The organism is Prolixibacter bellariivorans ATCC BAA-1284 (genome assembly GCF_000621705.1).
GTDB lineage: Bacteria > Bacteroidota > Bacteroidia > Bacteroidales > Prolixibacteraceae > Prolixibacter > Prolixibacter bellariivorans.
On the sequence record NZ_JHXO01000005.1, the window covers coordinates 264,016 to 288,719 of the forward strand.

At 43.6% G+C, this 24,704-nt stretch carries 26 protein-coding genes; 14 read left to right on the forward strand and 12 right to left on the reverse strand.

Annotated elements, in window-relative coordinates:
- Positions 1-40: 40 nt before the first annotated feature.
- The 4 genes from T426_RS22695 (at position 41) to T426_RS0104255 (ending at position 3,912) form a co-directional block, all read left to right on the forward strand.
- On the forward strand, positions 41-673 hold the full coding sequence (locus T426_RS22695; RefSeq protein ID WP_025864251.1) for a DUF5063 domain-containing protein: 633 nt from the start codon (positions 41-43) through the stop codon (positions 671-673).
- 15 nt (positions 674-688) lie between these two features.
- Positions 689-1,297 carry a 3'-5' exonuclease gene (locus T426_RS0104245; protein ID WP_025864252.1) on the forward strand — a complete coding sequence of 203 codons (609 nt, stop codon included), beginning with the start codon at positions 689-691 and terminating at the stop codon, positions 1,295-1,297.
- A 60-nt stretch (positions 1,298-1,357) separates the two neighbouring features.
- Entirely contained in the window at positions 1,358-2,545 is a 1,188-nt protein-coding gene (locus T426_RS0104250; RefSeq protein ID WP_025864253.1) for a class I SAM-dependent rRNA methyltransferase, read from the forward strand.
- A gap of 98 nt (positions 2,546-2,643) precedes the next feature.
- The gene (locus T426_RS0104255) at positions 2,644-3,912 is read left to right on the forward strand and encodes a DEAD/DEAH box helicase (RefSeq protein WP_025864254.1); all 1,269 of its coding nucleotides are present in this window, start codon (positions 2,644-2,646) and stop codon (positions 3,910-3,912) included.
- Between the two features lies 1 nt (position 3,913).
- Here T426_RS0104255 and T426_RS22700 read toward each other — a convergent pair whose 3' ends face one another.
- Complete coding sequence (locus tag T426_RS22700) at positions 3,914-4,630, reverse strand: XRE family transcriptional regulator (protein ID WP_025864255.1); 717 nt, start codon at positions 4,628-4,630, stop codon at positions 3,914-3,916.
- A 142-nt stretch (positions 4,631-4,772) separates the two neighbouring features.
- Between T426_RS22700 and dinB the strand changes: the two genes are divergently transcribed.
- Positions 4,773-5,846 carry a DNA polymerase IV gene (gene dinB, locus T426_RS0104265; RefSeq protein WP_027585326.1) on the forward strand — a complete coding sequence of 358 codons (1,074 nt, stop codon included), beginning with the start codon at positions 4,773-4,775 and terminating at the stop codon, positions 5,844-5,846.
- On the opposite strand, the gene T426_RS0104270 is transcribed toward dinB, so the two are convergent.
- From T426_RS0104270 to T426_RS0104285, 4 genes are all read right to left on the reverse strand, one after another.
- Complete coding sequence (locus T426_RS0104270; RefSeq protein WP_025864256.1) at positions 5,843-7,096, reverse strand: hypothetical protein; 1,254 nt, start codon at positions 7,094-7,096, stop codon at positions 5,843-5,845. The two genes, dinB and T426_RS0104270, sit on opposite strands and share 4 nt — an antisense overlap.
- Positions 7,097-7,242: 146 nt before the next feature.
- Complete coding sequence (locus T426_RS0104275; protein ID WP_025864257.1) at positions 7,243-7,626, reverse strand: VOC family protein; 384 nt, start codon at positions 7,624-7,626, stop codon at positions 7,243-7,245.
- An 11-nt stretch (positions 7,627-7,637) separates the two neighbouring features.
- Positions 7,638-8,024, reverse strand: coding sequence for a diacylglycerol kinase family protein (locus tag T426_RS0104280; RefSeq protein ID WP_025864258.1), 387 nt, complete (start codon positions 8,022-8,024; stop codon positions 7,638-7,640).
- 6 nt (positions 8,025-8,030) lie between these two features.
- Positions 8,031-8,273 carry a DUF2007-related protein gene (locus tag T426_RS0104285; RefSeq protein ID WP_025864259.1) on the reverse strand — a complete coding sequence of 81 codons (243 nt, stop codon included), beginning with the start codon at positions 8,271-8,273 and terminating at the stop codon, positions 8,031-8,033.
- A 326-nt stretch (positions 8,274-8,599) separates the two neighbouring features.
- On the opposite strand from T426_RS0104285, the gene T426_RS0104290 reads away from it, so the two are divergent.
- Both T426_RS0104290 and T426_RS0104295 read left to right on the forward strand, forming a co-directional pair.
- Positions 8,600-8,812, forward strand: a complete 213-nt coding sequence (locus T426_RS0104290) for a hypothetical protein (protein WP_027585327.1) — start codon at positions 8,600-8,602, stop codon at positions 8,810-8,812.
- Between the two features lie 217 nt (positions 8,813-9,029).
- On the forward strand, positions 9,030-11,654 hold the full coding sequence (locus T426_RS0104295; RefSeq protein ID WP_025864260.1) for a phosphatidylglycerol lysyltransferase domain-containing protein: 2,625 nt from the start codon (positions 9,030-9,032) through the stop codon (positions 11,652-11,654).
- A gap of 154 nt (positions 11,655-11,808) precedes the next feature.
- Here T426_RS0104295 and T426_RS0104305 read toward each other — a convergent pair whose 3' ends face one another.
- Entirely contained in the window at positions 11,809-12,042 is a 234-nt protein-coding gene (locus T426_RS0104305; protein WP_025864261.1) for a 4a-hydroxytetrahydrobiopterin dehydratase, read from the reverse strand.
- A gap of 699 nt (positions 12,043-12,741) precedes the next feature.
- Positions 12,742-13,461 (reverse strand): DUF6261 family protein, encoded by a 720-nt coding sequence (locus tag T426_RS0104310; RefSeq protein WP_025864262.1) that lies wholly within the window; start codon positions 13,459-13,461, stop codon positions 12,742-12,744.
- 941 nt (positions 13,462-14,402) lie between these two features.
- Here T426_RS0104310 and T426_RS0104320 point away from each other — a divergent pair.
- From T426_RS0104320 to T426_RS25985, 6 genes are all read left to right on the forward strand, one after another.
- A complete protein-coding gene (locus tag T426_RS0104320) occupies positions 14,403-15,122 on the forward strand; it encodes a DUF2971 domain-containing protein (RefSeq protein WP_051568934.1) in 720 nt (239 codons plus the stop codon).
- A gap of 160 nt (positions 15,123-15,282) precedes the next feature.
- Positions 15,283-15,711, forward strand: coding sequence for a glycosyl-4,4'-diaponeurosporenoate acyltransferase CrtO family protein (locus tag T426_RS0104325; RefSeq protein WP_027585331.1), 429 nt, complete (start codon positions 15,283-15,285; stop codon positions 15,709-15,711).
- Between the two features lie 184 nt (positions 15,712-15,895).
- Entirely contained in the window at positions 15,896-16,738 is an 843-nt protein-coding gene (locus tag T426_RS0104330) for an SDR family oxidoreductase (protein ID WP_025864265.1), read from the forward strand.
- A gap of 210 nt (positions 16,739-16,948) precedes the next feature.
- Complete coding sequence (locus tag T426_RS22705; RefSeq protein ID WP_025864266.1) at positions 16,949-17,803, forward strand: alpha/beta fold hydrolase; 855 nt, start codon at positions 16,949-16,951, stop codon at positions 17,801-17,803.
- A gap of 32 nt (positions 17,804-17,835) precedes the next feature.
- Positions 17,836-18,618 (forward strand): helix-turn-helix domain-containing protein, encoded by a 783-nt coding sequence (locus tag T426_RS0104340; RefSeq protein WP_211253553.1) that lies wholly within the window; start codon positions 17,836-17,838, stop codon positions 18,616-18,618.
- A 32-nt stretch (positions 18,619-18,650) separates the two neighbouring features.
- Positions 18,651-18,989, forward strand: coding sequence for a putative quinol monooxygenase (locus T426_RS25985; RefSeq protein WP_025864268.1), 339 nt, complete (start codon positions 18,651-18,653; stop codon positions 18,987-18,989).
- 307 nt (positions 18,990-19,296) lie between these two features.
- Here the strand turns inward: T426_RS25985 and T426_RS0104355 are convergent, their stop codons facing one another.
- The 5 genes from T426_RS0104355 to T426_RS0104380 form a co-directional block, all read right to left on the reverse strand.
- Complete coding sequence (locus tag T426_RS0104355) at positions 19,297-19,752, reverse strand: RpiB/LacA/LacB family sugar-phosphate isomerase (RefSeq protein ID WP_025864269.1); 456 nt, start codon at positions 19,750-19,752, stop codon at positions 19,297-19,299.
- Positions 19,753-19,875: 123 nt separating this feature from the next.
- On the reverse strand, positions 19,876-20,805 hold the full coding sequence (locus T426_RS0104365) for an NAD-dependent epimerase/dehydratase family protein (protein WP_025864270.1): 930 nt from the start codon (positions 20,803-20,805) through the stop codon (positions 19,876-19,878).
- Between the two features lie 118 nt (positions 20,806-20,923).
- A complete protein-coding gene (locus tag T426_RS0104370) occupies positions 20,924-21,550 on the reverse strand; it encodes a chloramphenicol acetyltransferase (RefSeq protein ID WP_025864271.1) in 627 nt (208 codons plus the stop codon).
- Complete coding sequence (locus T426_RS0104375) at positions 21,537-22,241, reverse strand: HAD family hydrolase (RefSeq protein ID WP_025864272.1); 705 nt, start codon at positions 22,239-22,241, stop codon at positions 21,537-21,539. The genes T426_RS0104370 and T426_RS0104375 overlap by 14 nt, the downstream gene beginning before the upstream one ends.
- Positions 22,242-22,302: 61 nt before the next feature.
- On the reverse strand, positions 22,303-23,268 hold the full coding sequence (locus T426_RS0104380) for a TolB family protein (protein ID WP_025864273.1): 966 nt from the start codon (positions 23,266-23,268) through the stop codon (positions 22,303-22,305).
- A gap of 435 nt (positions 23,269-23,703) precedes the next feature.
- Between T426_RS0104380 and T426_RS0104390 the strand changes: the two genes are divergently transcribed.
- On the forward strand, positions 23,704-24,645 hold the full coding sequence (locus T426_RS0104390; RefSeq protein ID WP_027585333.1) for an aldo/keto reductase: 942 nt from the start codon (positions 23,704-23,706) through the stop codon (positions 24,643-24,645).
- Positions 24,646-24,704: the final 59 nt, after the last annotated feature.

A 24,704-nucleotide genomic window follows, 5' to 3' on the forward strand; every position in this document is an offset into this window, starting at 1 on the left:
CCTTTGTGCCTGATTTAGAAAAATAATCTGTCATCGGTTAATGGAAGAAGATACTTCACATATTGTCTATTCAGTAAACGTTATCGAGTTTGTGACTGTAGCCAACGAGTACTGTGCTACACTGGAGATTATAGATGAACTCAACCGGAAGGATTTTGTGCACAAAATGCAGAAGATTTTTCCATTGTTGTATCTGAAAGCGTCGCTGCTTCCGGAAGTGGAAGATATGCTGGAGGATGAGCCGGAGAAGTTTGTTTCGGAGGAAGATTATAATTATCTGCATCGCAAACTGCAAGCCAAACTGGGGGAGCACGATGCTTACCTGGAAGTTTTCGATCCGGCGATGCAATACAGCGAAGATCCTGTTGAAGGAAGTCTGGCGGAGAATATGGCCGATATTTACCAGGATTTGAAGGATTTCATTCTGTCGTATCGCATTGGTACTGTCGAGGTCATGAATGATGCTTTGTTGGAGTGTCGGAGTAACTTTGCCGATTATTGGGGACAACGATTGGTAAACGGTCTTCGGGCATTGCACAATTTGACTTTTGGCGATGTGGATTTGTCGGAAGATGCGAAGACGAAAGATTCCGTGCAGACTAAAGAAGAGGAACAAATTGATAGTCCCGACTGGATTTTGAAACAACAATTCAAGAATTTCAGAGGGGAATAGGAAGATTTTATTGTTATGAAGGAGGAAACAACTGTTTTACATAAGTGTATTTCGAAAGATGAACTGAACGAATTGCCATTGAATCATTTCGAGGGTGATATTCAGCTTGTCGAGACACTGGAACAGGTAGACGAAGCGGTTCGCTATCTGGAACGGCAGTTAATTCTTGGTTTCGATACCGAAACGCGTCCTTCTTTCAAAAAAGGGCAAACCAATCCGGTTGCTCTTCTTCAGCTTTCTACTGCCAATAGAGCATTTTTGTTCCGAATCAATAAAATCGGTTTGCCGGAAAGTCTGCTTCGTATTTTGGCTGATCCGAAAATTGTGAAAAGTGGCGCAGCAATTCGCGATGACATTAAGATTTTGAAGAATGTCAATCATTTCCGTCCGGGAGGATTTGTCGAATTGCAGGAATATGTGAAGGATTTCGGAATCGAAAATTTCAGCCTGAAGAAACTGGCCGGAATTGTGCTGGGATTCCGTATTTCCAAATCTCAACGCCTGACTAACTGGGAAGCCCCGGTTTTAACTCCCCCGCAGCAAATTTATGCAGCTACGGATGCCTGGGTTTCGTACGAAATATATGTTCGGCTGCTCGAAATGGAAGGTCAGATGGCAATTTGATCCCGACAGGACGATACCTTATTCATTCCCGGTATCGTTAATTAATAATCAAACAAATAGATGCAAGGTTTTTCAAAAGTCATTCTGAAAAAAGGGAAGGATGAATCACTGCTGAGGTTTCATCCCTGGATTTTTTCGGGTGCTATTCAAAAAATAAAAGGTCCGGTAGAGGAAGGCGATGTGGTGGCTGTTTACAATCACGAACGCCGTTTTCTGGGATTTGGACATTACCAGATTGGTTCCATCATGGTGCGGGTTTTCTCTTTTGAGGAAGAAGTTCCCGATTTGGCTTTCTGGACAGAGAAAATTGCGTCGGCCTGGAAGCTGCGACAAGATATTGGGCTGGCTGAACGGCAAGATACCAATGTATTCAGGCTAATTCACGGCGAAGGTGATGGTATGCCGGGACTCATTGTCGATTATTACAATGGAACCGTTGTTTACCAGGCTCATTCGGTGGGAATGTGGCTCAATCGGTCATTGATTGCGGAAGCCATCCGGAATGTTCTGGGAGAGAGGGTTTCGACGATTTACGATAAAAGCGCGAAAACGCTTCCGTTTAAAGCGGATGTGGAACCGGAAGATGGTTATCTGTGGGGCGAATCCACCACGCATGAAGTGATGGAGTATGGGAATAAGTTTGAAGTGGACTGGGAAACCGGACAGAAGACCGGATTCTTCGTCGATCAGCGGGAAAATCGCAAACTGCTGGCCGATTATGCGAAAGACCGCGATGTGTTGAATATGTTTTGTTATTCCGGCGGTTTCTCGTTTTATGCCATGAATGGAGGAGCACGCATGGTTCATTCAGTCGATGCTTCGGCGAAAGCGATTGAACTGACGAATCGGAATGTGGAATTGAACTTTCCGGGCGATCAACGCCATGAGGCCTTTACCGCTGATGCGTTTGATTTTATGCGCGAAATAAAGGACAAATACGATTTGATTGTCCTTGATCCACCGGCTTTTGCCAAACATCAGCGTGTGGTGCGACAAGCTTTGCAGGGATACAAAAAACTTAATGCGCGGGCTTTTTCACAGATTCGTCCCGGCGGAATAGTATTCACTTTTTCCTGTTCACAGGCAGTTAGCAAAGATCAATTCCGGCAGGCTGTTTTTTCAGGTGCTGCCATTGCTCAGCGGAAGGTCCGCATCCTGCACCAACTGACACAACCGGCTGATCATCCCATCGATATTTATCATCCGGAAGGAGAATATTTGAAAGGATTAGTGCTTTATGTCGAATAGTTTATAGCTTAGCAGGAAAATGAAAACATCCGGTAAGAAGGGCCGGGAGAAGATGCCAAACTCAGTTTATAGAAGTAAAAACAGTAAACCAAATAACATTGAAATTCACCGAATTTGATTTTGAACCGGAAGTAATGGATGGACTCGAATCCATGGGATTTGAGGAATGCACGCCCGTGCAGGAGTTAGCCATGCCGGTTATTTTTCAGGAAGAAGACCTGATAGCCTGTGCCCAGACGGGTACCGGAAAAACAGCTGCCTATCTGCTTCCGGTGCTCAACCGCGTTGCACGCGGAGGTAGTAAAGGAATCGATACACTTATTATTGCCCCAACACGGGAGCTGGTATTGCAAATCGATCAGCAGATCGAAGGTTTTTCTTATTTCTGCCCTGTTTCGTCTATTGCCGTCTACGGTGGCGGCGAGGCCAATGCTTTTGAGCGGCAGCGGGTGGCACTGCGGAAAGGTGCTGACATTATTGTGGCTACACCGGGCCGATTGCTGGCGCACATGAATTTGCGTTACGGCGATTTCTCCACGGTTCGTCACCTCATTTTAGATGAGGCCGACCGGATGCTGGATATGGGCTTTTTTGAAGACATTATGCGCATTGTACGTGAATTGCCGGTCGAACGGCAAACGCTGCTTTTTTCGGCTACTATGCCGCCCAAAATCCGCAAACTGGCCAACAGCATACTAAGAGAGCCTCATGAGGTAAATATTGCTATTTCCAAGCCGGCTGAAAATATTCTGCAGGTGGCGTACATGACTTACGAAAATCAGAAGTTACCGTTGGTAAGTGATCTGTTAAAGGATAAGGATGATTTCGAGAGTATCCTCATTTTTACTTCCCGTAAGGCCAATGTAACACAGATTGTCCGGGAGCTGAAAAAGATGAAATTCCGTGCCGATGGTATCAGTTCTGATTTGGAGCAGGGCGAGCGGGAGGAAGTTCTGCGCAACTTCCGTAACAGGAAGACGCAGATAATGGTCGCTACCGATATTTTATCACGCGGTATTGATATCGAAGGCATTGACTTAGTGCTGAACTTTGATGTGCCTAACGATGCGGAAGATTATGTGCACCGGATTGGTCGTACGGCACGGGCTCAACGTTCCGGTGTTGCCATCACCTTCATTACCGAGAAGGATCAGCACGATTTCAAGAAGATTGAAGATCTGATTGAGCGGGAAGTGACCAAAATTCCAGTGCCTCCCGAATTGGGCGAATCGCCGGTTTATAACCCGAAAGAGTTCAGAGGCAGAGGCCGGGGGAACGGAAAACCCTTTCGCAAAGGCGGAAAAGGTGGCGGAAATCGTTCCGGTGGCAAAGGACGCAAACCAGGCAATTCATCCCAAAAGAAATAGCTTACTTGTTTTCCGGTAACTCCGGAAATTGAAAGCTGACATATCCGCGGGCTGGCCAGATTTCAAGAATATTACTTAGCTCCAATGAGTAAGGCTCGAATTCCGGATTATCGGAATGGAATTCGAGCAGATGCTCTTTATCCCCTTTATAAAGTCTTTTGAATACAATGCCGTCGTCACGGGTAGCTACCACATAAAGTGCTCCCGGACGAATGAGCGTCCAATCCTGCAAATATTCACAAATGATGTATGATCCGGGTAGTACCGGAAGCATACTTTCTCCTTCAATCTGGAAAACCCGGTAGGTACGCTCAGCCGATAGTTCGGGAAACGGCATGGCAAAGTGTGAAAGTCCGGCGATAAATGTCGTGTCGGAATGACCGCGAACGTAACCGGCAACTGCTTTGACGGGAACCAGCGAAACCTTCTCACGTTGATTTTCTTCATTCACCATAATGGGCAGAACCCTTATTCTTGAGCCGTTCAGATTTTCGGGAATGCTTCCCGCCTGACTTTCCAAATCGGTATCTAATAACTCATCCAGCGAATAATTGAAGACTTCAGCCAGCTTTCGCAGATTGTTGACGCGGGGTAGGGAAGTCCCTTTCTCAATGGCTCGGATGGTGGAAACGCTGAGTTCTGCCTTTGCCGCCAGCTGGCGTTGCGACATGGTTCTTCTTCCCCTGAGGTATTTAATATTGTTGGCTAAATGGTGCATCGTTTTCAGAATTTAAAAGGCTGACAAAAGTAGTGCTTGCTGTTTGCAATGCCAATAAAAATGCCGGTTTTAAAAGTCTGAGATAACAGGGGAAGCTACATTTCGGATTTCCCTGTTACATTTGTACGAAGGAAATCCTGTTATGGAACCGGTCAGGAAAATTATCCATATCGACATGGACGCATTCTATGCATCAGTAGAGCAACGCGATAATCCCGAATTGCGGGGGAAACCTGTGGCTGTGGGTGGAAGCCGGCAGCGTGGTGTAGTGGCTGCTGCCAGTTACGAAGCGCGTAAGTTTGGTGTCCGGTCGGCCATGCCCTCTGTTACCGCCTCCCGAAAATGTCCCGGGCTTATCTTCATCAAACCGCGATTTGACGCATATCGCCAGGTATCAGAACAAATTCAGTCCATTTTTCACGAATATACCGATCTGGTCGAGCCGCTTTCGCTCGACGAGGCTTTCCTGGATGTTACTTTTCATAAAAAGGGAAAACCATCGGCAACCCTAATTGCCCGCGAAATCAAGCAACGGATAAAGGACGAAGTTAACCTGACCGCATCAGCGGGGGTTTCCTGTAACAAGTTTTTGGCGAAAATTGCGTCTGACTACCGTAAACCGGATGGCATCTTTGTCATTCCGCCGGAAGAGGCCGAAGCATTTGTAGAGAAACTGGAGATTGATAAATTTTTTGGCGTAGGTAAAGTAACGGCTAGCCGTTTTCATGAAATGGGTATTCATTTTGGGCGTGACCTGAAAAAACTGGAACGCACTGAGCTCATTCGTTCTTTTGGTAAGGCCGGAAGTTATTACTACGATATCGCCCGTGGCATTGATAACCGGCCGGTAAATCCAAACCGGGAGCGGAAATCGATTGGTGGGGAGCGTACATTTTCTCAGGATCTTTATGATGCGCAGGAGTTGAAGCACGAATTGGAAATCATTGCCGAAATTGTCTGGAACCGGGTGAAGAAAAAGCAGGCCATGGGAAAGACGATAACACTCAAGGTGAAATATGCCGATTTCGAACAGATTACCCGAAGTCATACATTTAGTGGAAATGTTATTGGAATGGAACAACTTTACCGTACCGGCGTTGATCTGTTGCCGTATTACGAAGCAGCTCAGAAAGGTGTGCGCCTCCTGGGATTAACGCTATCCAATCTGACCCTTCCGGGAGAAGGAACTCCGGTTCAATTGACGCTGGAATTTTAATACGAACAGAAAATAATCGGGAAGAAGAATATAACAATGGCAGCCCATATCAGGTAAACCGGAATATAGGCTGTAATGGCTTTCTCAACAATCCGGGTTTCCCTATCCTGAAATATTACTTGTCCCAACCGTCGCCCGATAAATATCAGATGAACGAAAAGCAGCAAATTGATAGCGATAACCGAAAAACGGTTGGGCGTAATACCAAATTCACCAATGCGGTATGTAATGGCGGCTAGTGCCAGCAGATTGGCAAGGCCGGCCATAATGGTTAGCCCGAACAACATGAACAGATTAAAACGACTTGGTTGCTGTTTCGTTTCGGATAGCGAGAAAGCGATGATGGCCGCAACAGCCAGCAGCATCAGATTAAAAAGCAGCAGAAATTCCCGGTCGCTGAATAGATTTGTTCCTGCCCAGGGAATCGCAATGAGATAGGCGAGCAGCGACAGAAAAACCAGCGGCGTGAAAATCCGGGCAATGATTGGGGCCAGTCGATTCGTGATGTTCGGATAGTGCCGGATGACCCACAAACTGACAAGCGGAGCAGAAACAAGGCCAGCCGGAACAATATTTTGCAGGTAAAACTTTTCGATATCGAGGTGGATGACGTTGAAGAGGCCCATGGTTAAACCGGTCATGATGCCACCTGCAATCAGAATTAATCCGGTGAGAATAATGATATCTCCGTTGGCCCGGATAAAATCAGCGCGACGCGAATAATCCCTCCGGTAGAAATTGATGTAAACCCAGCCAAAAATTCCCCAAAGAAGTACCGGAAAATGGATGTAGGTTAAATTTCTGATGTCTGTACTGAAATTGCCCGGAAAAAGATTAATGTAAATGACCGGCACAATCAACAAAGCAGCAACCTGTCCAAACCGACTCTTGCTCCATATTTTTCGGTCGAAAAAAATGTAGATGGTCATGGCGGCGAAAACAATAAACGCTGCGTTGGCGGAATAGTAGTCTTCTGTTTTCCGTCCGGCGATGTCGGGAAGTTTTATCAGAAAAATGGCGAAAACAGAGCAAAGAATTAATAGCCAAATGCTTTTTCGGTTCTGTTCGCGCTCAGCTGGTGTTTCCGTCTTTTTGAAATCCAAACGGACCATCCAAAATTTAGTACCCGGCTTTTCTGCAATGTAGGGGTAAAGCTCCCGGAAGGCCTGCTCGAACCGTTTGGGCTCGGTCTGATAAAGTTCTTCCAACTTTTCGGGATTATTCAGGTTGTTATAAATCGATGTCTTCACAGGAACGGTGTTTATTGTTCAGTACGGCATTGTCAGACAACCTGGTTTGGAAAATAGATTGGTGCCTGCTAAGTAAAATTACACGATTCGTCACTGCAAATCAATCAAAGCACAAAAAATAAAGATATAAATATCCTGTTTTCAGACTACTCGGTAATTTCGATATGGTTTCCATCGGGGTCTAGAATGACACTTTCGTAGTATCCGTCACCGGTTACCCGCGGCTCGCCGGCAATCACGTAACCATCGCGGCGCAGTCTTTCGGTGAGTTGATCGACGGTTGCCCGGTTGCCTACCGAAAAAGCCAGATGCGTAATTCCGGTCAGGTCGGTACTGCCGGAGGATTGACTCATTCCCGGGCGGTACATTAGTTCCATTCGCGGACCTTCGTCATACGAAAGAAAATACGAGGTAAACTGTTTGGCCGAATTGTGGTATTGTTTTCCGGCTTTTGCCGAGAAATATTTTTCATAGAACGCTTTCATCTCCTCCAGATGGAGCGTCCAGATGGCAATGTGTTCAATCTTCATCTATTTTTCAATTACGAAAACAGTGGGAAAATAATTTTGGGAATGAAGATGATCAATCCGGCGACAAAGGCCGTAATGGCCGCCAACGTAACCGCTGCCGCCGACATATCTTTGATGTCTTTTATCCGCGCATGATATTCCGGCGATACGAAATCGCAAAGACGTTCCATTACGCTGTTAAATGCTTCGGCCGAAAAAACCAGTCCGCTCACAATGACGATGATGAGCCATTCGGTGGTAGAAAGGCCAACCCACCAACCGGCTAACATGACCAAAACGAAGGCAAACAGATGTATCCGGAAATGAACTTCGTTCGCTGCAAGGAGACGTAATCCCCGCCCGGCATGGCCAAAGGCCCGTTTTCTCCGGACAAAAAAGTTATCGTTCGACTTTTCCATTTACAACTAGCGGCGGGCTATATCGGTCATGTACTGGTTCACTACTTCGCGGGCTTTTTCCTCATATTCGCTGGAAACCACCAACCGGATCGAACTTGTCCCTCCGGGGCTCGTGTACCAGGGCACTAAGTTTCCCTGTATTTCATCCTGAACAAATACCTCGATCTCCGCATTTTCCAGCAGACTTTTCACCAGACCGGCTTCCCAACTGGTTCCGGCAAATATTTCAACGGCTTTTATATCATTCATGGTTATTGTTTCTATGATTTGCCATTAAAGTTAGCAGATAATTCATAAAACTCAATTTCTGTGAAGAGAAATGATGAGCCGGCATTTCCCTGATGACAAGGTTCTTTGTTAATAAAATATAAAATAGAGGATAATCTGTAGAATATATAAATCATATCACGGATTGTGTAACAGCTAAACCATTGGGTGGCCTTAACTTTGAGGATAAAGTGAAAGGAGGCTACGATGAAATTGATACTCCATCAAGAACAAAACGGTTGGCATTGGTAACTATGCTTCACCGGTAGGTAAATCACTGAAAAGTTGAATCACTAAAATCAGAAGCCATGTTTCTAAAAATATTTCTCATATCAATTGTACTGGTCGCCATCGTGATGCTGGCGTTGGGAGTGAAAATGCTTTTCGATCCGAAAGCAACATTTGAGGCTCATTCCTGCTCAATGGATCCCAACGACAGTTCGGAAGGATGCGCCGCCTGTCAGGTGAAAGAAATTACCGATTGCGAAAACAATGAACCCAAACAAATCGTATCGAAATAAAGAATTACTGCTGTATCGTTGAATCGCTAAATTGAACGGAGGGAGCCTGGAGCGATTTTTTGTTTTCGTCAGGTCAAAACGTATTCTTTTAGAGATACGATGGGAGATTTAACAGAAAGAGCGTTTCCATTTGCAAAATATTTCCGTTCATAAAAAGTCGCAAAGTTGAAACTTCATTTTGTTAACTTTGTTTACCGTGGTATAATCACAATCACTGATGCAGATAAATTTGAAGAGTGCTCGCTGGCGGCGCGAATTACCGCAAATGACCATCACTTTAATACGCGAAAACCGCCGTATTGTCTTTCAGGCCATTTTGGCTTTTCTGTTTATTGGCCTGGCCATTTACTTTGTGAAGCATGAGCGGTCGGAATTGGTTCAGATTCGTGAAACATTGGAAAACGCCTCCCGGCTAAAGGTGCTGGCGGGTGTTGTCCTGGCTGCCATCTATATAGTGGTACAAGGACTCATGTACTTCTTTAGCTTTCGAAGTGTAAACCAACGCATCACCTTGCGTAGCGCCATGATTTTATTCCTGAAACGCAATTTCGTGAGCGTCTTTTTGCCGGCAGGCGGAATTTCCTCGCTGGCTTTCTTCACCCGCGACATCGAAGAGCAGCAGGTAACCAAATCGCAGATTCACTTTGCCTCTTCCATTTATGCTTTCGTGGGAATTCTGTCGGTGGTAATCGTGGCGGTTCCGGCTATTCTCATTTCAGCCGTTCAACATACCGTCTCATCCGACGAGGTGTACGCCCTGGGTGGTTCCATCTTATTGATTCTTTTATTTGTCTGGGCTTTCCGCTCCATTGTCAGGAGAGGGAAACTGTATCAGTGGATTGTCAAACTGAGTCCGTCATTCGAGGCTCAGATCAACGAAATACTGGCAGTGGCCGTTAACCGGAAAGGCTTTCTGGCCACAGTTATCGTCTCGGTAGTCATCGAATTTATCGGTATTGCTCATCTGCTTATCGCGATGTGGGCGCTGGGATTGCCCATTTCGATAGAAGCTGCGGTGATGGGCTACATCATATCGGTGCTGTTTCTCATTGCCTCGCCGTTTTTACGCGGCTTGGGGGCCATTGAGCTTTCGCTGAGTTTCATCCTCGTGCGCTATGGCTATTCACTGACCGATGCTGTTGCGGCCACTTTCCTGTACCGCTTTTTCGAGTTCTGGCTGATGTTGCTGGCCGGGGCGTTCAGTTTTCTCTTTGTCAGGAATAACCTGATATTGCGTGTGCTGCCGGTATTTCTGACGTTTGCTGTCGGAATTGTCAACATTGTTTCAGCTTTGACGCCGGCCATTCATAGCCGGGTGTTGTTACTGCGCGATTTTCTGCCGTTGTCGGCTATTCATATTTCCAACGATGCGGTTTTTGCCGTGGGTTTGATGCTGCTGGTGGTTTCCGCTTTCCTGTTAAAGGGCTCGAAAACGGCCTGGTATATGGCTATGGGGCTGGTCGTGGTTTCCATCCTGGGAAACCTGTTCAAAGCCATCGATTACGAAGAGGCAACGCTTTCTGTCTTTTTGTTGATTGCCCTGGTGATTACCCGCAAACAGTACTATGTCCAGAACAGCGCCCGGTTGGGCCGAATTGGGTTGGCGGCTTCGCTTTTGACCATGCTGGCAGTGATTATTTACGGAGTAGTGGGCTTCTATTTCCTCGACAAAACCCGGTTTAATATCGACTTCAGTTTCTCGCAGTCGGTAAGATATACCATCGAAAACTTTTTTCTATATCGCAGCGATATTCTGCATCCGACCGATGCTTATGCAAGAGCTTTTCTGCGTTCCATCAATATTTCCGGTTTTCTGTCCATGGCCTTTCTAATCTATTCCCTCATCCGTCCTTACGTGATAGAGGTGGAAATTGATGAATCGGAGATGGAGAAAGCGAAAAAGCTGGTACAGAAATATGGCCGGTCGCCGCTTGATTATTTCAAGACCTACGCCGACAAACTTTTGTTCTTCCCGGAAGGGGCTGATGGATTTGTGTCCTATCGGGTGGCCGGCAATTATGCCATGGTGCTGGAAAATCCGGTTTGTGCCAACGATGAGGATATGGCGGTTATCATCCTGGCGTTCGAACGGTTTTGTAAAGGCAACGGAATGAAGAGCCTTTATTACCGGGTGCCGGAAGAGAGTTTGCCGGTGTACGAATCGCTCGAACTGAAATCGCTGAATTTTGGGCAGGAGGCCATCCTGGAGATGGAGACCTTTAATACCGATGGAAAGGAGAAAAAGTCGCTTCGGAACTCGAATAACAAACTGCGCGATGCCGGGTATACGTTCAAAGTGCATCGTCCTCCGGTGATGGACGGTACATTGCAGAAAATTCATGCCGTGTCGAACGATTGGCTTGACGACAGGGGTTATGGCGAAATGGTTTTCTCGCAGGGCTTTTTCGATTTTGATGAATTGAAACAGCAGACCATTCTGACCATCGAAAGCCCGGAGGAAAAAGTGATTGCTTTTGCCAACATCATGCCCGATTATGCGGAAGGTGAGGCCACCTACGATTTAATTCGGAAGACCAAGGACGCGCCCAACGGCACCATCGAGTTCCTGATGGTGGAAATGTTCTTCTTCCTGAAAAAGGAGGGATTTAAGGCCGTAAATATGGGATTTGCCCCAATGGCCGGCATCGATGCCGGGCGTAATTTCCCCGAGAAGTCTATCCGCTTTGCGTACGAAAAACTTCGCTCGTTTGCCCACTACAAGGGCTTGAAAAGCTTTAAGGATAAGTTTTCGCCCCGCTGGGTTAACAAGTACATCATCTACAACAACGATTACGATCTGTTTAGCTTGCCGGGCGTTTTACGAAAGGTCATCAAGCCTTAAGAAACTGTTTAAAATGATTCAGGGTGTTATTCCGAAGTGAAAAAGCTCCGGTTTTCTTCATTTTTGGCTCCCGTTTTGGTCGGAGCAAAACAAAAAATGGAGAAAACTGAGTCATCACAACTTTTCTTCAGAGAGATTTAAACGGTTTCCAAGTTTAGGCCAGCTTATCTATCTTTCCAGCCAGTTCGTGGTCTTTTAAGGTAACATGTCCTTCGCTGTGTGTGGTGAGCATGATCTTGACCTTCTTGTAACTGTGAATCAAAATATCGGGATGGTGTTGCATTGCTTCGGCCGGTTCTTTCACGCGGTTCACAAAATCGATGGCTTCCACAAAATTGGTGAAAGTAAATTCTTTCTCCAGTTGATTGTTTATCTCTTCCCAGTTCATACGGCTTTTTATTTTCTCAACGAATCAGGTTGCCCGATTGTTTCCTGATGTTCCGGTGTACCCCGTTTCTACCATCATATTGTCCTTCACGCGACTTTTGCAGATCATGATATTCATTGCGAAGGGACCGTTTAATTCAGCCCAATGGCACCGCCTTGGGATATTAGCCCACGAAATGACCGTCGCCCAGTAAGGGCAGGTTAACATGAAATTTATCTCTTTTGAAATGCTCCGCACCATGGCGGTCGAAACAATATCCTCTTTTCAATCATTACTGTCACGCGACCGCGCCTCTATATTGCATCACGTTTTCCCGGGGCGTTGCCACCGGGCTGAAGTAACCTGGCCTTTCAGGCCGTACAAAAAGTACATCAAACATTTTCAAAACTATCAAATTGAAAGTCTCCACCAGAATTTCACCCCTAAATCCCCTAAAGGGGACTTTAAGCCGCCCCTTTAGGGGAGGTTTGGAGGGGTAAAACAGAACGCCGCTTACAATTTGTAAGTTTTAAATTTTGCAGTGAAACTTTTCGGACACCCTCATCCTTCGCGACCCGCATCAGCTCCAAACCAAACTCCTGTCGGGGTATCCAACCACCGACAGGGTAGAATAAAAAAAGCCGCCGGACATTTGCCCGGCGACTGAACCAAAAATGTAACTACAAGTATGAGTAACAAAAATGATAACCAATAAAACAATTATTCTTCTTCCGCCGACGACTTCCGGGTGCTGTTGGCCCGGGCGGTGGTCATGGTATTTGCTGTTAACTCGTTTACTTGCTTAATGAGGGTGGCCAGTTCGTCCGATTTGTTGAACTGTTGCTGCACTTCCATCCACGACAAGTTCATTTCGATTTGTTGTTGCAGATCCTTCCGCAATCGGTACGCCGAAGTGGTATCATCGGCGGCCTCCGCGGTCAGTTTCTGCTGGAACATTGCCTCAAAAGCATCGGCTGCCGTCATCATACGCTCCAGCCAGGCCGTTGCCTGAACCGTGTTCAGCAGAGCGGCGTTTTCGTCCGTCTGCAGTTCGGCAATCAGGTTTCCCATCCGCGACGATTCGTTCTGGTATCCTAAACTGTGCATCGACCAGCCCAGCCGTTTGAAAATGCTCAGTAGGGTATCGGCGGCAGCAGTATACCCCTCCAAACTGGCATACGAGCAGGCCACCAGGTAATGGCGCAACGCCAGGTAGGCGCGGTCGCGCACCTCGTCGGCTGCAGCTAACTTCGCGGTATATTCACTCTTTCGCTCCTTACGGAGAACTAATTCATACCGTTGAAAGATACTATCCAGCGGACTAATAATGAGTGATAAATTCAATGTTTCAGAAGTGGCATTTTTCTGCAAGGCTAAAAAGCGATCGGTAAATGTATAAACATCATCCTGGGTGAGTTGATAAAATGCTGGTCTTTCCATAAGTATTGATTTTATTAGTGGTTTGTTAATTAGTCTTCATTTGGTATGGCGGTAACAGCTATCAGCTTCCGGTGTACCCTGCCAGACCGCTTTGAACTGCATGGCGCTACCCAGACGCCCCGTGTGATTCAAATGAATTCCCTGGCTGAGGCCAGACGCTTTGTTTAATCCAGATAAACAACCTGGCTGGAGCCAGCTACATCGCGTGACGCAAATGAACAGCCTGGCCCGCGCCAGATAGTCCGAAAATCTTAAACGAAGAGGCTGGCCGGCGACAGGTACTCCGATTAATTTTGATGAACAGGCTGGCTCGCGCCAGACACACCAAAAAATTCGGACGGACAGGCTAGCTGGAGCCAGATGCTCCGTTTAACGCAGACGAATAGCCTGGCTGAAGCCAGATTCCTCAGTTAATGTGCTAACATGCCATCGGCAGCCACAGCGAATTGTTCTGCAGTGTGTGAGTATAACAAGCTGATTTGGTCAATGAACGCGGTGACGGTTTCTCCATCTCTCGTTTCATTCCCCACTAAATTTTTGCTGATAAATCTGTCTGCCTAAAACCGTGAATTGAATATAATTTGAAAATTTTAGCCTACCCAATTTTTTTGACGAACGGCCCGATCTTTTTGATGAACGGTCGATTTTTTATGGTGAACGTATCGATCTGGTATGCGAACGGAAATTTTGGAGTTCCAAAAACAGGACTCACTGAAGAAGTTGAAAATGAATTCCGGGGAGTTTTTTTACCTTGAGAGACCAAATGAACCAACAACACGTGAATCGAACGAGTAGCCGTTGTCAACCTGAACCGGAAATATGAAATACAAAAGGTACACATAACACTCCCGTACGGGAAATATATGGTAGTTTTAGTAGACATATAAACTAGTTGCCAATAATTTAAAAACAGACTTCCAATGATAAGAAACTTCCTAAATATGACAGAGAAAATGAAAGATAGACCAATTTATCGGGTATTCTCTGTCAACAGACTTCACGAAATATTTGATGAAAAGAAACTGACTCTTGTTCGCCCTAAATTATGGGATGACCCATTTGAAAACTTCATAATGAATTCAACCGGGGAGTTGAAAGACGGGCGATACTTTACAATAGATTTTAGAAATAATTTTTATGCCCAATGTTGGACTTACACACGAGAAAGTGATGCGATTTGGCGGATTTATTCTCCAAATAAGGACGGAGTTAGAGTAACGACAACACCTCGAAAACTATTAAAAGCATTATATGACCAACAAGACAAATTTCGAGATTTACATTGTTTTGTAGGAAAAGTACAATATTATACAACAAAAGGATTAAAAAATTTATTGACAGATTCAAATACAATGAGTTCTTGGTTATTAGATTCCACTGGAGCTGGTCATGCACAAACTCTTCTATTTAAAAGGACTCCTTTTAAACATGAAAACGAAGTAAGACTGATTTATAATTCAAATGGGAAAACAAATGGTGACTTATATAAATTTGATATTGACCCGTATGACTTATTTGATGACATCGTATTTGACCCAAGGATGAAATATGATAATTTCAAACAGGAGAAAGAGAAACTAAAGCTTGTGGGATTCAAAAAAAGGATTGTAAAGTCAAATCTATATAAAACACCAAGTTTGACTTTTAAAATTGACAAATAAAAACTATTGGCAACATTGCATATAAAATATTTGGCAGTCAGTGGGATATTGAGCGTTTCAGCTCGTATCAAACGTACTTGTAACTTGACAGGAATGTGCTTCGAAATGCCAAACGTTTCATATACCAATCCGTTAGCGGTAGGTGAAAAAAAATATAAATATGAATTCAATTTTTATTAAATATTTCAGACCAAAGAAATTTGAATATTATCGTGACAAAACGATCTATGATCTGATAGGAATTAAAATTTATAAAAAGTATTTGCCAACAACAGGAGATATAGTAAGGCGTAAGAGAAAAATCAAACAGATTAACCTGGAAGACTCCAACAGGTATGAAGAATTATATCGCTATGAACGAAAAACAAGAAATTACGAGTGGAGACATATTATTGGGGCCTTTTTATTTATTGCATTTAGGTTTTTATTTGATAGTAATTTAAGGTTGACTGTAATGGACGTGACTTTTTTACCAGCTATGAACCTATATATTAATATATATCCTATTTTTCTTCAACGTTATAATAGAATACGAATATTAAATATTTTGAAAAAAAGCAAACATCCATCTCCTTACGATTCTATCTAATTCAATGAGAATAATAAAACACCAACCGCTAACAATGTATAAAAATAATAGCCGAGACAGTAGTAAATTCAAGGGTTTTAGCCCGCTTCAATTTTCTTGTAACTTGACAGGAAAGTGCCACGCAGTCGGCTACAATTCTTATACTAAACGTTGTGTATAATACTAAACAGACAAATCTAAAACTATGAACAATTCAAATTACAAAGGGAAAAATGCGATAGTAACGGGAGGTGGAGATGGACTGGGTCGAGAAATCTGTATTGCTTTAGCCAAATACGGAGCTACAGTTATTTGTACAGACAAAGATTTTAATTTAGCAAAAAATACTACAACATTCATTAAATCCCAAATTAAGGAAAGTGATTCTATAGCCTTTCAAATGGATGTTACGGATGAACAGCAAGTGTCAGAAGTTATTGACAGCATCAATTCAAATTATGGAAAAATTGATTACTTCTTTAATAATGCGGGCATTACAATTGGTGGAGAAATAAGAGACTTAAAAATACGTCATTGGAAAAAAGTAATTGATGTGAACCTTTTGGGTATTATAAATTGCTCTTCGAAAGTATTTAAAATTATGAGTGCTTATAAACAGGGACACATTATTAATATAACTTCTATTTCTGGACTGCTGGAATATACTGCTCTAAGCACTCCTTACGCAGTTTCAAAACACGGTGCTGTTACCTTTTCTAAAGCACTAGCTTTAGAAGCTATGGATTTTAATGTAAAGGTTACCACTGTTTGCCCTGGAGCAATTAAGACAAACATCGCCGACAAAATGGAGCATATTAATTCAAACGAAAATGCAAAGAAGCGTGCGATTGAATTTATCGATAAAGGAATATCACCCGATTTGGCTGCAGAAAAAGTCTTAAAAGATGTTTTGAAGAATAAAGAAATCATCATATTTCCAACAGCGTTTAAGAACTACTATTTTGCAACGAAAATTTTTCGTTTTCTGGAAAAGAGTATGGCATTAAAGCTGATTAGAGAGTTTAGAAAAAATGACAGATTAGAATAAGTACTATACACAACAAATTGTAAATTGCATTGCGGGGTTCGTGCGGTGTCGTACGCTGGATTCTTGTTTTGCAGTTCCGTGTCCTTCGGACAGGAACGCTCTTCGAAATCCGCAACGACAACTTACAAGTGACCGTTGGTAGCAATATTGTAAATCACTGATGACATAGGGTTGTCAGTTTGAAAGTTTAGTTTTAGAAAAAAACGAAAGATGGAACAACAATTATTTAATCACCGAGAAGTAAATGTGAATGACATTCTAACTCATGTAATAGAAGCTGGGAATAAAGAAAAGCAACCAATTCTTTTCTTACATGGATATCCTGAGAACTGGAAAGAATATGAAAAAGTGATGACCTTATTAAAGGATGACTACTATGTTTTGGCGATAGACCTTCCTGGGATTGGCTCTTCTGCACCAATTGATAAATATGATAAATTATCAATTGCAGATTTTGTTAAAAATCTTTTGCTTACCCTTGATTTGAAAAATATAGTTTTAGTTGGACACGATGTCGGAGGAATGATAACTTATCCATTTGTAAAACATTTCTCAGATTTTCTTTCAAAAGCTGTCATAATTTGCACAGCAATACCAGGAGTTAATCCATGGGAAGATGTTAAAAGGAATCCTTATATATGGCATTTTGCGTTTTATTCTGTTCCAGAACTACCAGAATCACTTATTGAAGGAAAACATTCGATATTGTTTGAATATTTCTATAACGCAATATCTTACAATAAAACAGCTATAAACCAGGAAAATAAAAACGCATATATCGATGCATATAATTCTAAACATAGCCTTAAAACAGGATTAGGTTGGTACAGAACATTTTTTTCTGATGAGAAAGAGAATGCTCAAAACCATCCTGTAAACACTCCCATATTATATCTTAAGGGCGCTGAGGATTATGGAGATATAGCTACTTATATTCAAGGATTTAAGGAAAGTGGAATAAATAATATAATAGGAAAGTCTATTCCTGATAGTGCCCATTTTGGTCCAGAAGAAAATCCTGAGTTTGTAGCACAAGCAATTGATGTATTTATTAAAAACAAATAAATACTGTTGCCAACGTTTGGCGGTCATTTTGAATGGCTCAACTACAAATAGAGAAAATGATGAGCAATGGCTTGGATTATAAGCTAAAAAAACCTGACAAATCAATTGCTGACTATGTTGAAAGCTTTTGGTATTTAGAGAATCTATCTGATTGTGATAAAAAAGCCATTGCACTACCAGACGGACGAATTGATTTGTTTTTATCAAAATCAACTTCAGAACCTTTTGGCATTTCCCTTTTAGGGATTGGTACGAAACCGATCCAAGCTATTATTCCCCGGAGAAGTTTAATTTTTGCGATTAGTTTCAAAATACTTGCCACGGAATTTATCTTAAGTTCTTCCGTTGCAGAATTATTAGACAAAGGAAAAGATTTGCCAAATGATTTTTGGAATTTAAATGTGAATGACTTGAATGATTTTGAACTATTTTGTAACAAAGTATCTCACAAAATAAAAAAGCTATTACCCAAAGAAATTGACAGCAGAAAACAAAAGCTTTCTCAGCTTATCTATGCTTCTAAAGGAGAACTAACTGTGCATGAACTTTCAGAAAAAGTATTTTGGAGTAGCAGACAAATCAATCGTTATTTCAATCAACAATTCGGACTTTCATTAAAGGAGTATTGTAATATCTTACGATTTAGAGCTTCATTAGAACATATTGCAAAAGGAAAACTTTTTCCTGAACTTGATTTTGCCGACCAAAATCATTTCATCAAGCAGATAAAAAAATTTTCGGGTGTTGTACCGAAAGAATTATTCAAACATAAGAACGACCGATTTATACTATTATCGACTTTTCCTCAAAAGTAATTTTGCCGCGTTTAATTGCAAATAACAAGATTATGTTATTAGAAAATCAAAAAAAGGAAACAGCGACTAAAAGACAACCAGGTTATGTGATGAAAATGGTTGCAAAACCAGGAAAGGGCAAATTGTTACGGAAACTTGCCACAGATGGAATGAGAATAGCAAATGAAGGAGGTAATTGGGTTCACTGTCTGGTGGAAAACGAACCAGATACTTTATGGACATTTGAATTTTTTGAGAGTGAAGAAGCTAAAGTTAAATATGAGGAAAGCGACCTTGCAGACCAACTTCGGGACGAAATACTTGAGCTCCTCGCAGAACCACCACTACGAATAGTAGTTACACCATTTTCGGCAAGTTGGTTAAATCAATAGGTCTAAATAATTAGTAGACTCTATTAATAATTCAACAAGAAAGAAAAAACGCCCCGCCAACAAATTGTAAATTGCATTGCGGTGTTCGTGCGGTGCGTTGTCTCTGCTACTTTCTTGACCGTTATGAGGTCGGAACGACCCGGTATCGCTCCCCGCTTGAACGATGCTTTGGTTACATTCTTTTTTTGCGAAACGCACACTGCTTTTGTCCTATTCCCGGATGACTTTGCGCCTTCCTGCTGAAAAAAAAAACTTCCCGTTAACAGGAAGCCTTCTTTAGCCTATATCCAAATATTTTTGAACCGACTTATTTCTTCATCTCGTAGGCAAGTATTTTTTCCAAACGACGGGCATGACGCTCTTCTTCGGTAAAATCGGTCGCCAGCCAGAGCTTGATGACTTCTTTAATCTCGTCCATGGTCAGGAAGCGGGCACCCAGCGAAAGTACGTTGGCATTGTTGTGCACGCGCGACAGGGTAATGATGTCTTTCGGTCCACCGTAATAAAGCGCTGCCCGCACGCCTTTTACTTTGTTGGCAGCCAGAGCCTCGCCCTGACCGGACCCCCCCAGTACAATGGCTTTGTTCTCCAACGGCTTTTCAGCTACTTTCTCGGCTGCGGGGATAATGAAATCAGGATAATCATCCTGTGCGTCATAGGTGTGTGGACCCACATCTTCAAAATCAAGGTTCATCTCTTTCAGGAACTCACCGATTTGATTTTTCAGTTCGTATCCCGCGTGGTCAGATGCCAGGTAAATCATGTGTGTTTGTTTTTAATTTTTAGCTGAGCAAATTTAGGAAATTTTTCAAGTAAGCGTTGTTGTGCCCTGTAGGTACCGCCATTCATCGCGATAGTTTTAGATAAATATAACCTGTAACACAATTTAGCTTGCCGACTCGTTTAATTTTTCAACCACGTATTTGACGGCATCTTCGGGTTGGGTCGGCGTAAAATCGAAGCGCTCTTCAAACTTACTACTGTCGAAAACATAGTCGCGATCGTTTTGGTAGTTCATCTCTTTCAGCTCCCGCATGATGGGAACGAACAGGCCGATGATGCCCAACATCCAGTTGGGAACGACCGTGAATTTTGGCTCCACATTCATCGCTTTGGCAAAAAGTGTAATCCAGTCTTTTCCGGTTAACCGGGAATGGTCGGTGGGCAAATGCCAGACCTGGTTCCATACATCGGGAGTGTTTCCTAACATCGCAGTCGCTTTGGCTGCATCGGGAACAAATGTGTACTGATGCACTTTGTTGGCGTTGGCAAGCCATTGAGCCTTTTTCCCTTTGGCCAGGTTTTTATAGACCATCTCTACGGGAACACTGTTGGTTAACCCAAGGAAATCGGCCGAGCGGGCAATGAGAGCGGTGAGTTCCCCGGAAGCCGTTTCTTCCTGCAACGTCTGTGCAATTTGGCGGCGTATCTCGCCTTTTTTACTGGTTGGCCGAATAGAGGTTTCTTCAGTCATGTAGCCCAACGAATCGCGGTCGTACATGTAAACATTGTCGAAGAAAACCAGTTTGGCGTTGTGTTTCTTACAGGCGGCAATCACGTCGTTCATTACCTGTGGCCATACTTTACGCCACACTTTGATGTCGTATGGAAATCCTACCACCAGGTAAACAACTTCGGAGCCTTTCACGGCCTCATCAATGCTTTCGGCGTTCGTCAAATCAGCCGGGAAGAGTTCGTCTCCGGCATTTACCTTAACAGGATTTCGGCTTACCAACCGGATTTTGTCGGTATATGCCAATAATTCTTTAGCGAGGTCAATGCCAATGGCACCGCCTGCTCCTAAAATGGTTTGCATGGTCATTCGTTATTAGGTTACATTCTGTCATTCAGTCTCAAGCTATGATGCTTTCCGGTTAAAACCGAAAAATAAAAAATATGTTCAGTGCTATCTTTCGATACGAATTCTGTTTGGTTTATGATTCAAGCAATTTCTGAAACTTCGTCAGAAACAGCCCAACATGGTATCCGTCCATCAATCCATGGTGAACTGTGACGGAAACCGGCATCATGAGTTTTCCTTCTTTTTCCTGGTATTGTCCGAACGAAATTTTTGGAACGGAATCCTTCCGGGCATTATGCCGTGCATGCGTTAATGCAGTAAAGTTGATCCAAGGTATCGATGAGTAATGAATGACATCGGTACGACTGGTTTTTTCGTCAAAGCAAAGTCCTTCCAGTTGTTGAACCCGTTCGATTTCGGGTAAGGCTTCTGCAACAAAGGCCTTAATATCTTCCCGGTAGGGCATGAACGTGAAACCAAATGTGTGGTCTTCGCGGGCGACGGTTGAGGATGCATGGATTTCGTCAAGCACAACCACTTCATTGTCGATGATACGATAGCGAAAAGGTTCCACCTGATTGGCTGCCAGAAGCGATTGATAGAGATACCAAATAAAGAAAGGAATGTCTTGTTCCTTCGCTTTTCGGTATGCTACGGTGCAATCAACTTCAGCAACGATACTAAAGAAAGGTTCGTCAAACTGGCTGAAGAAAGCGAAATGTTCGCGCCGATTCCAGCTATTCAAATCAATTTTTTTCATGAAGCAAAAGTTCGGGAATTTCACTGAGTTTTTTGACTTCGCGGTAGCGTGAATTATCGAGGTTATGTTGATTGACCTGTTCGTGTTGCCAGGTGGTGTGATAGGGTACGTGGATGCCGAATCCACCGAGTTCTATTACCGGAATGATATCGGAAGGCAGCGAATTGCCTACCATGAGAAATTCTTCCGGTGCAATATCGAGATGATGGAGCAGCTTTTCATAGTCACTTTCCTTTTTGTTGCTCATAATCTCGATGTGATGAAAAAACGGGTTTAAGCCGGATTTGAGCAGTTTTCGTTCCTGATCAAGCAAATCTCCTTTGGTGGCCAATACGAGTTTGTATCGGTTTTGAAGAACGGCAAGAACCGACTGAACGCCGTCGAGCAAGTCAATGGGCTTTTCGAGCAACGCTTTTCCTAAGCTAATGATTTGCTGCAAAACAGATGGTTCCACACGGTTTTCCGATATTTTCAACGCTGTTTCCATCATCGAAAGCATAAAACCTTTGGCTCCGTAACCGTAAAGCGGGAGGTTTGCCATTTCGGTTTGGAAAAGGATTTTCTTAATCTCTTCTTCCGGAAGGTAAGCCGTTAGTAAGTTGCAGAATTGTGTTTCTGTTTCCTGGTAATACGGTTCATTTACCCAAAGGGTGTCGTCACCGTCGAAAGCAATAACTTTGATGTTTTTCATTTCTAAGCGTCATTCCTGCCGGGATTTTAATAGAAGTCCCGCGGTTTCCATTTATACCGTTTTACTCGGTTTTTGTTTGATAATCGTCTGCTGAAAATGGCATTTGGTAAATCCGGCTCAGACCGTTTTCGAATTGATAAAACTCGTCTTCAAGCGCTTCCAGTGTTTGTGGTCGGTCGAAATATTTCCGGATATTGCTGCTTTCGCTGGTAAAGTAAAAGGTTTGTGTATTGCCATCGACAAACGGGCAGTAATCGAGCTGTTCACTGTTAATCTCCGGCCCCATGTTTTTCGCCGGTTGCCATTTTCCGTCGCTTCCGCGGAAAGCGATATAGAGATCGCCGCCTCCGTTGTCATCTTTTCGCCCGAAAGATGAAAAAATCAGGTATGATTCATCGGGCGCAATGAAAGCGTTGAATTCATATCCGTCGGTATTTATTTCGGATGGAAGAGCGACCGGTTGAGAAAATCCTTTTTTGCTGTACCGACTAACGAAAATGTCTTCCTTTTTGCTGTCTTTATTCGGCGTGGTCGTGAAATATACATCACCATTGTTGGTTACAGAAGGATAGAACTCGTTTCCAACGGAGTTGAGTGGCGCTCCGGGATTGATTGGTGCCGACCATTTGGCATCCGGACTTTTCCGCTCAACGTACCAAATGTCCCAGTCTTTTGGCTGGTTGATGGTATCGTTTACCGGACGTTGTGATGCAAAAAAGAGCCGCAAGCCATCAGGTGAGAAGGCGGGCTCCAAATCGTTATACTGACCCGAGAACGGCGCAACTTCGGGATCGCTCCAATCATCTCCATCTTTTTGTATGACGACAATGGCGTAAAATTCCTTCCGGAAGGACGAAACTGAAAAGTAAATCTGGGAGCCATCGGGTGATATGGCTATGTCGCGGACATTTGGAAAACGTTCCATTAATTCGGGCAGGCAAGGCACGATTTCACTTGATGTGTTCTGGGAATGCCCCGGAACATAAGTGCCGGTCAGCAGGAATAGGGCAAGAAGCAGTTTTTTCATGGGTTATCGTGTTTAGTCATTCTGGTTCAGGTGTAAAGATGGTCTGTCATGTCATCAGGTTTTACTACTTAAAATACCCGATGGTACGATTTTGTAATGACTTTAGGTTAATTAACTTTATGCCATCGTAAAGATAATGCATCCCAAGACCATTTTTCCGGATTTGAACCGGATTTCTTTTGGGGATGAGACGGACGACTTTTTATCTTTAGTTGTCTGTTCGAGTCTGACGAAAGCTGCCAACAACCTGATGTCCTTCTTGTCGGGACTTTAAGCCTGACCTCTTTGCCTGTTCGACTGAACCGTTAACTTCGGTTATGTGTTGAGTGTTTAGCTTAAGTTGAAAATAGATAAAACGTTGCAGCGCATGCAAATTAAGCTGATTCATTGTTTGTGTGCATTTTGCAGTGGACCTACTAAAATTAAATTGTTATTATGTTCATACGAAGAATCCATAACACGGACCTGAGTGTTACTGCCGTTGGGCTGGGAACATGGGCGATGGGAAATGATTTTTTCGGCCATGTAGATGACAGTGAATCGATTTATGCGCTTCGGGCCGGAATCGATGCCGGGATAAATCTGATTGATACAGCTCCGGCATATGGAGCCGGCCATGCTGAGGAGGTGGTTGGAAAAGCTATTAAAGGCTACCGCGATCAAGTGGTGGTGGCGACCAAGTGCGGAATTGTGCGTACCAAAGATGATTTCATCAAGAACCTGAAGCCGGAATCGGTGATGAAAGAGATTGATGATTCCCTCCGTCGCCTGAATACCGACTACATCGACCTGTATCAGTTGCACTGGCCCGATCCCAACACCCCGATTGAGGAAACGCTGGAGGCGATTGAGAAAATCAAGAAAGCGGGCAAATTTCGATATCTGGGCGTTTCCAATTTCACTCCGGAGCAGATGGATGAGGTAAGGAAAATTACCCCGCTTGTTAGTTTGCAGCCTCAGTATTCCATGCTCGAGCGAAGCATCGAGAAGAACGTTGTATCGTATTGCCAGGAAAATGGTTTGGGAATTATTTCGTACGGAACATTAGCCGGAGGTTTGCTGACCGGAAAGTTTAAGCAGATTCCTGCGTTTAAAGAAGGTGATTTCCGGGATAAGTTCTATGACTATTACCATGAACCAGAGTGGTCGAAGGTGCAAGAGGTTATTAAAGTGCTGAAATCCGTAGCCCGTGATCATAATAAGACAGTTGCACAGGTGGCAATTAACTGGACATTCAGTCAGTTGGGAGTTACTTCTGTTTTGGTGGGAGCGAAGAGCGATAAGCAAGCTCGCGAGAATGCAGAAGCCTGCAGCTTTACACTTACCCTTGATGACTTGCAAAAGATCAACAAAGCCATCCGGGAAAATCTTGATTAAGAACACATATCATACAAACGAAAAAAGCGCCCTGCTCAGGGGCGCTTTTTTTGCACTTC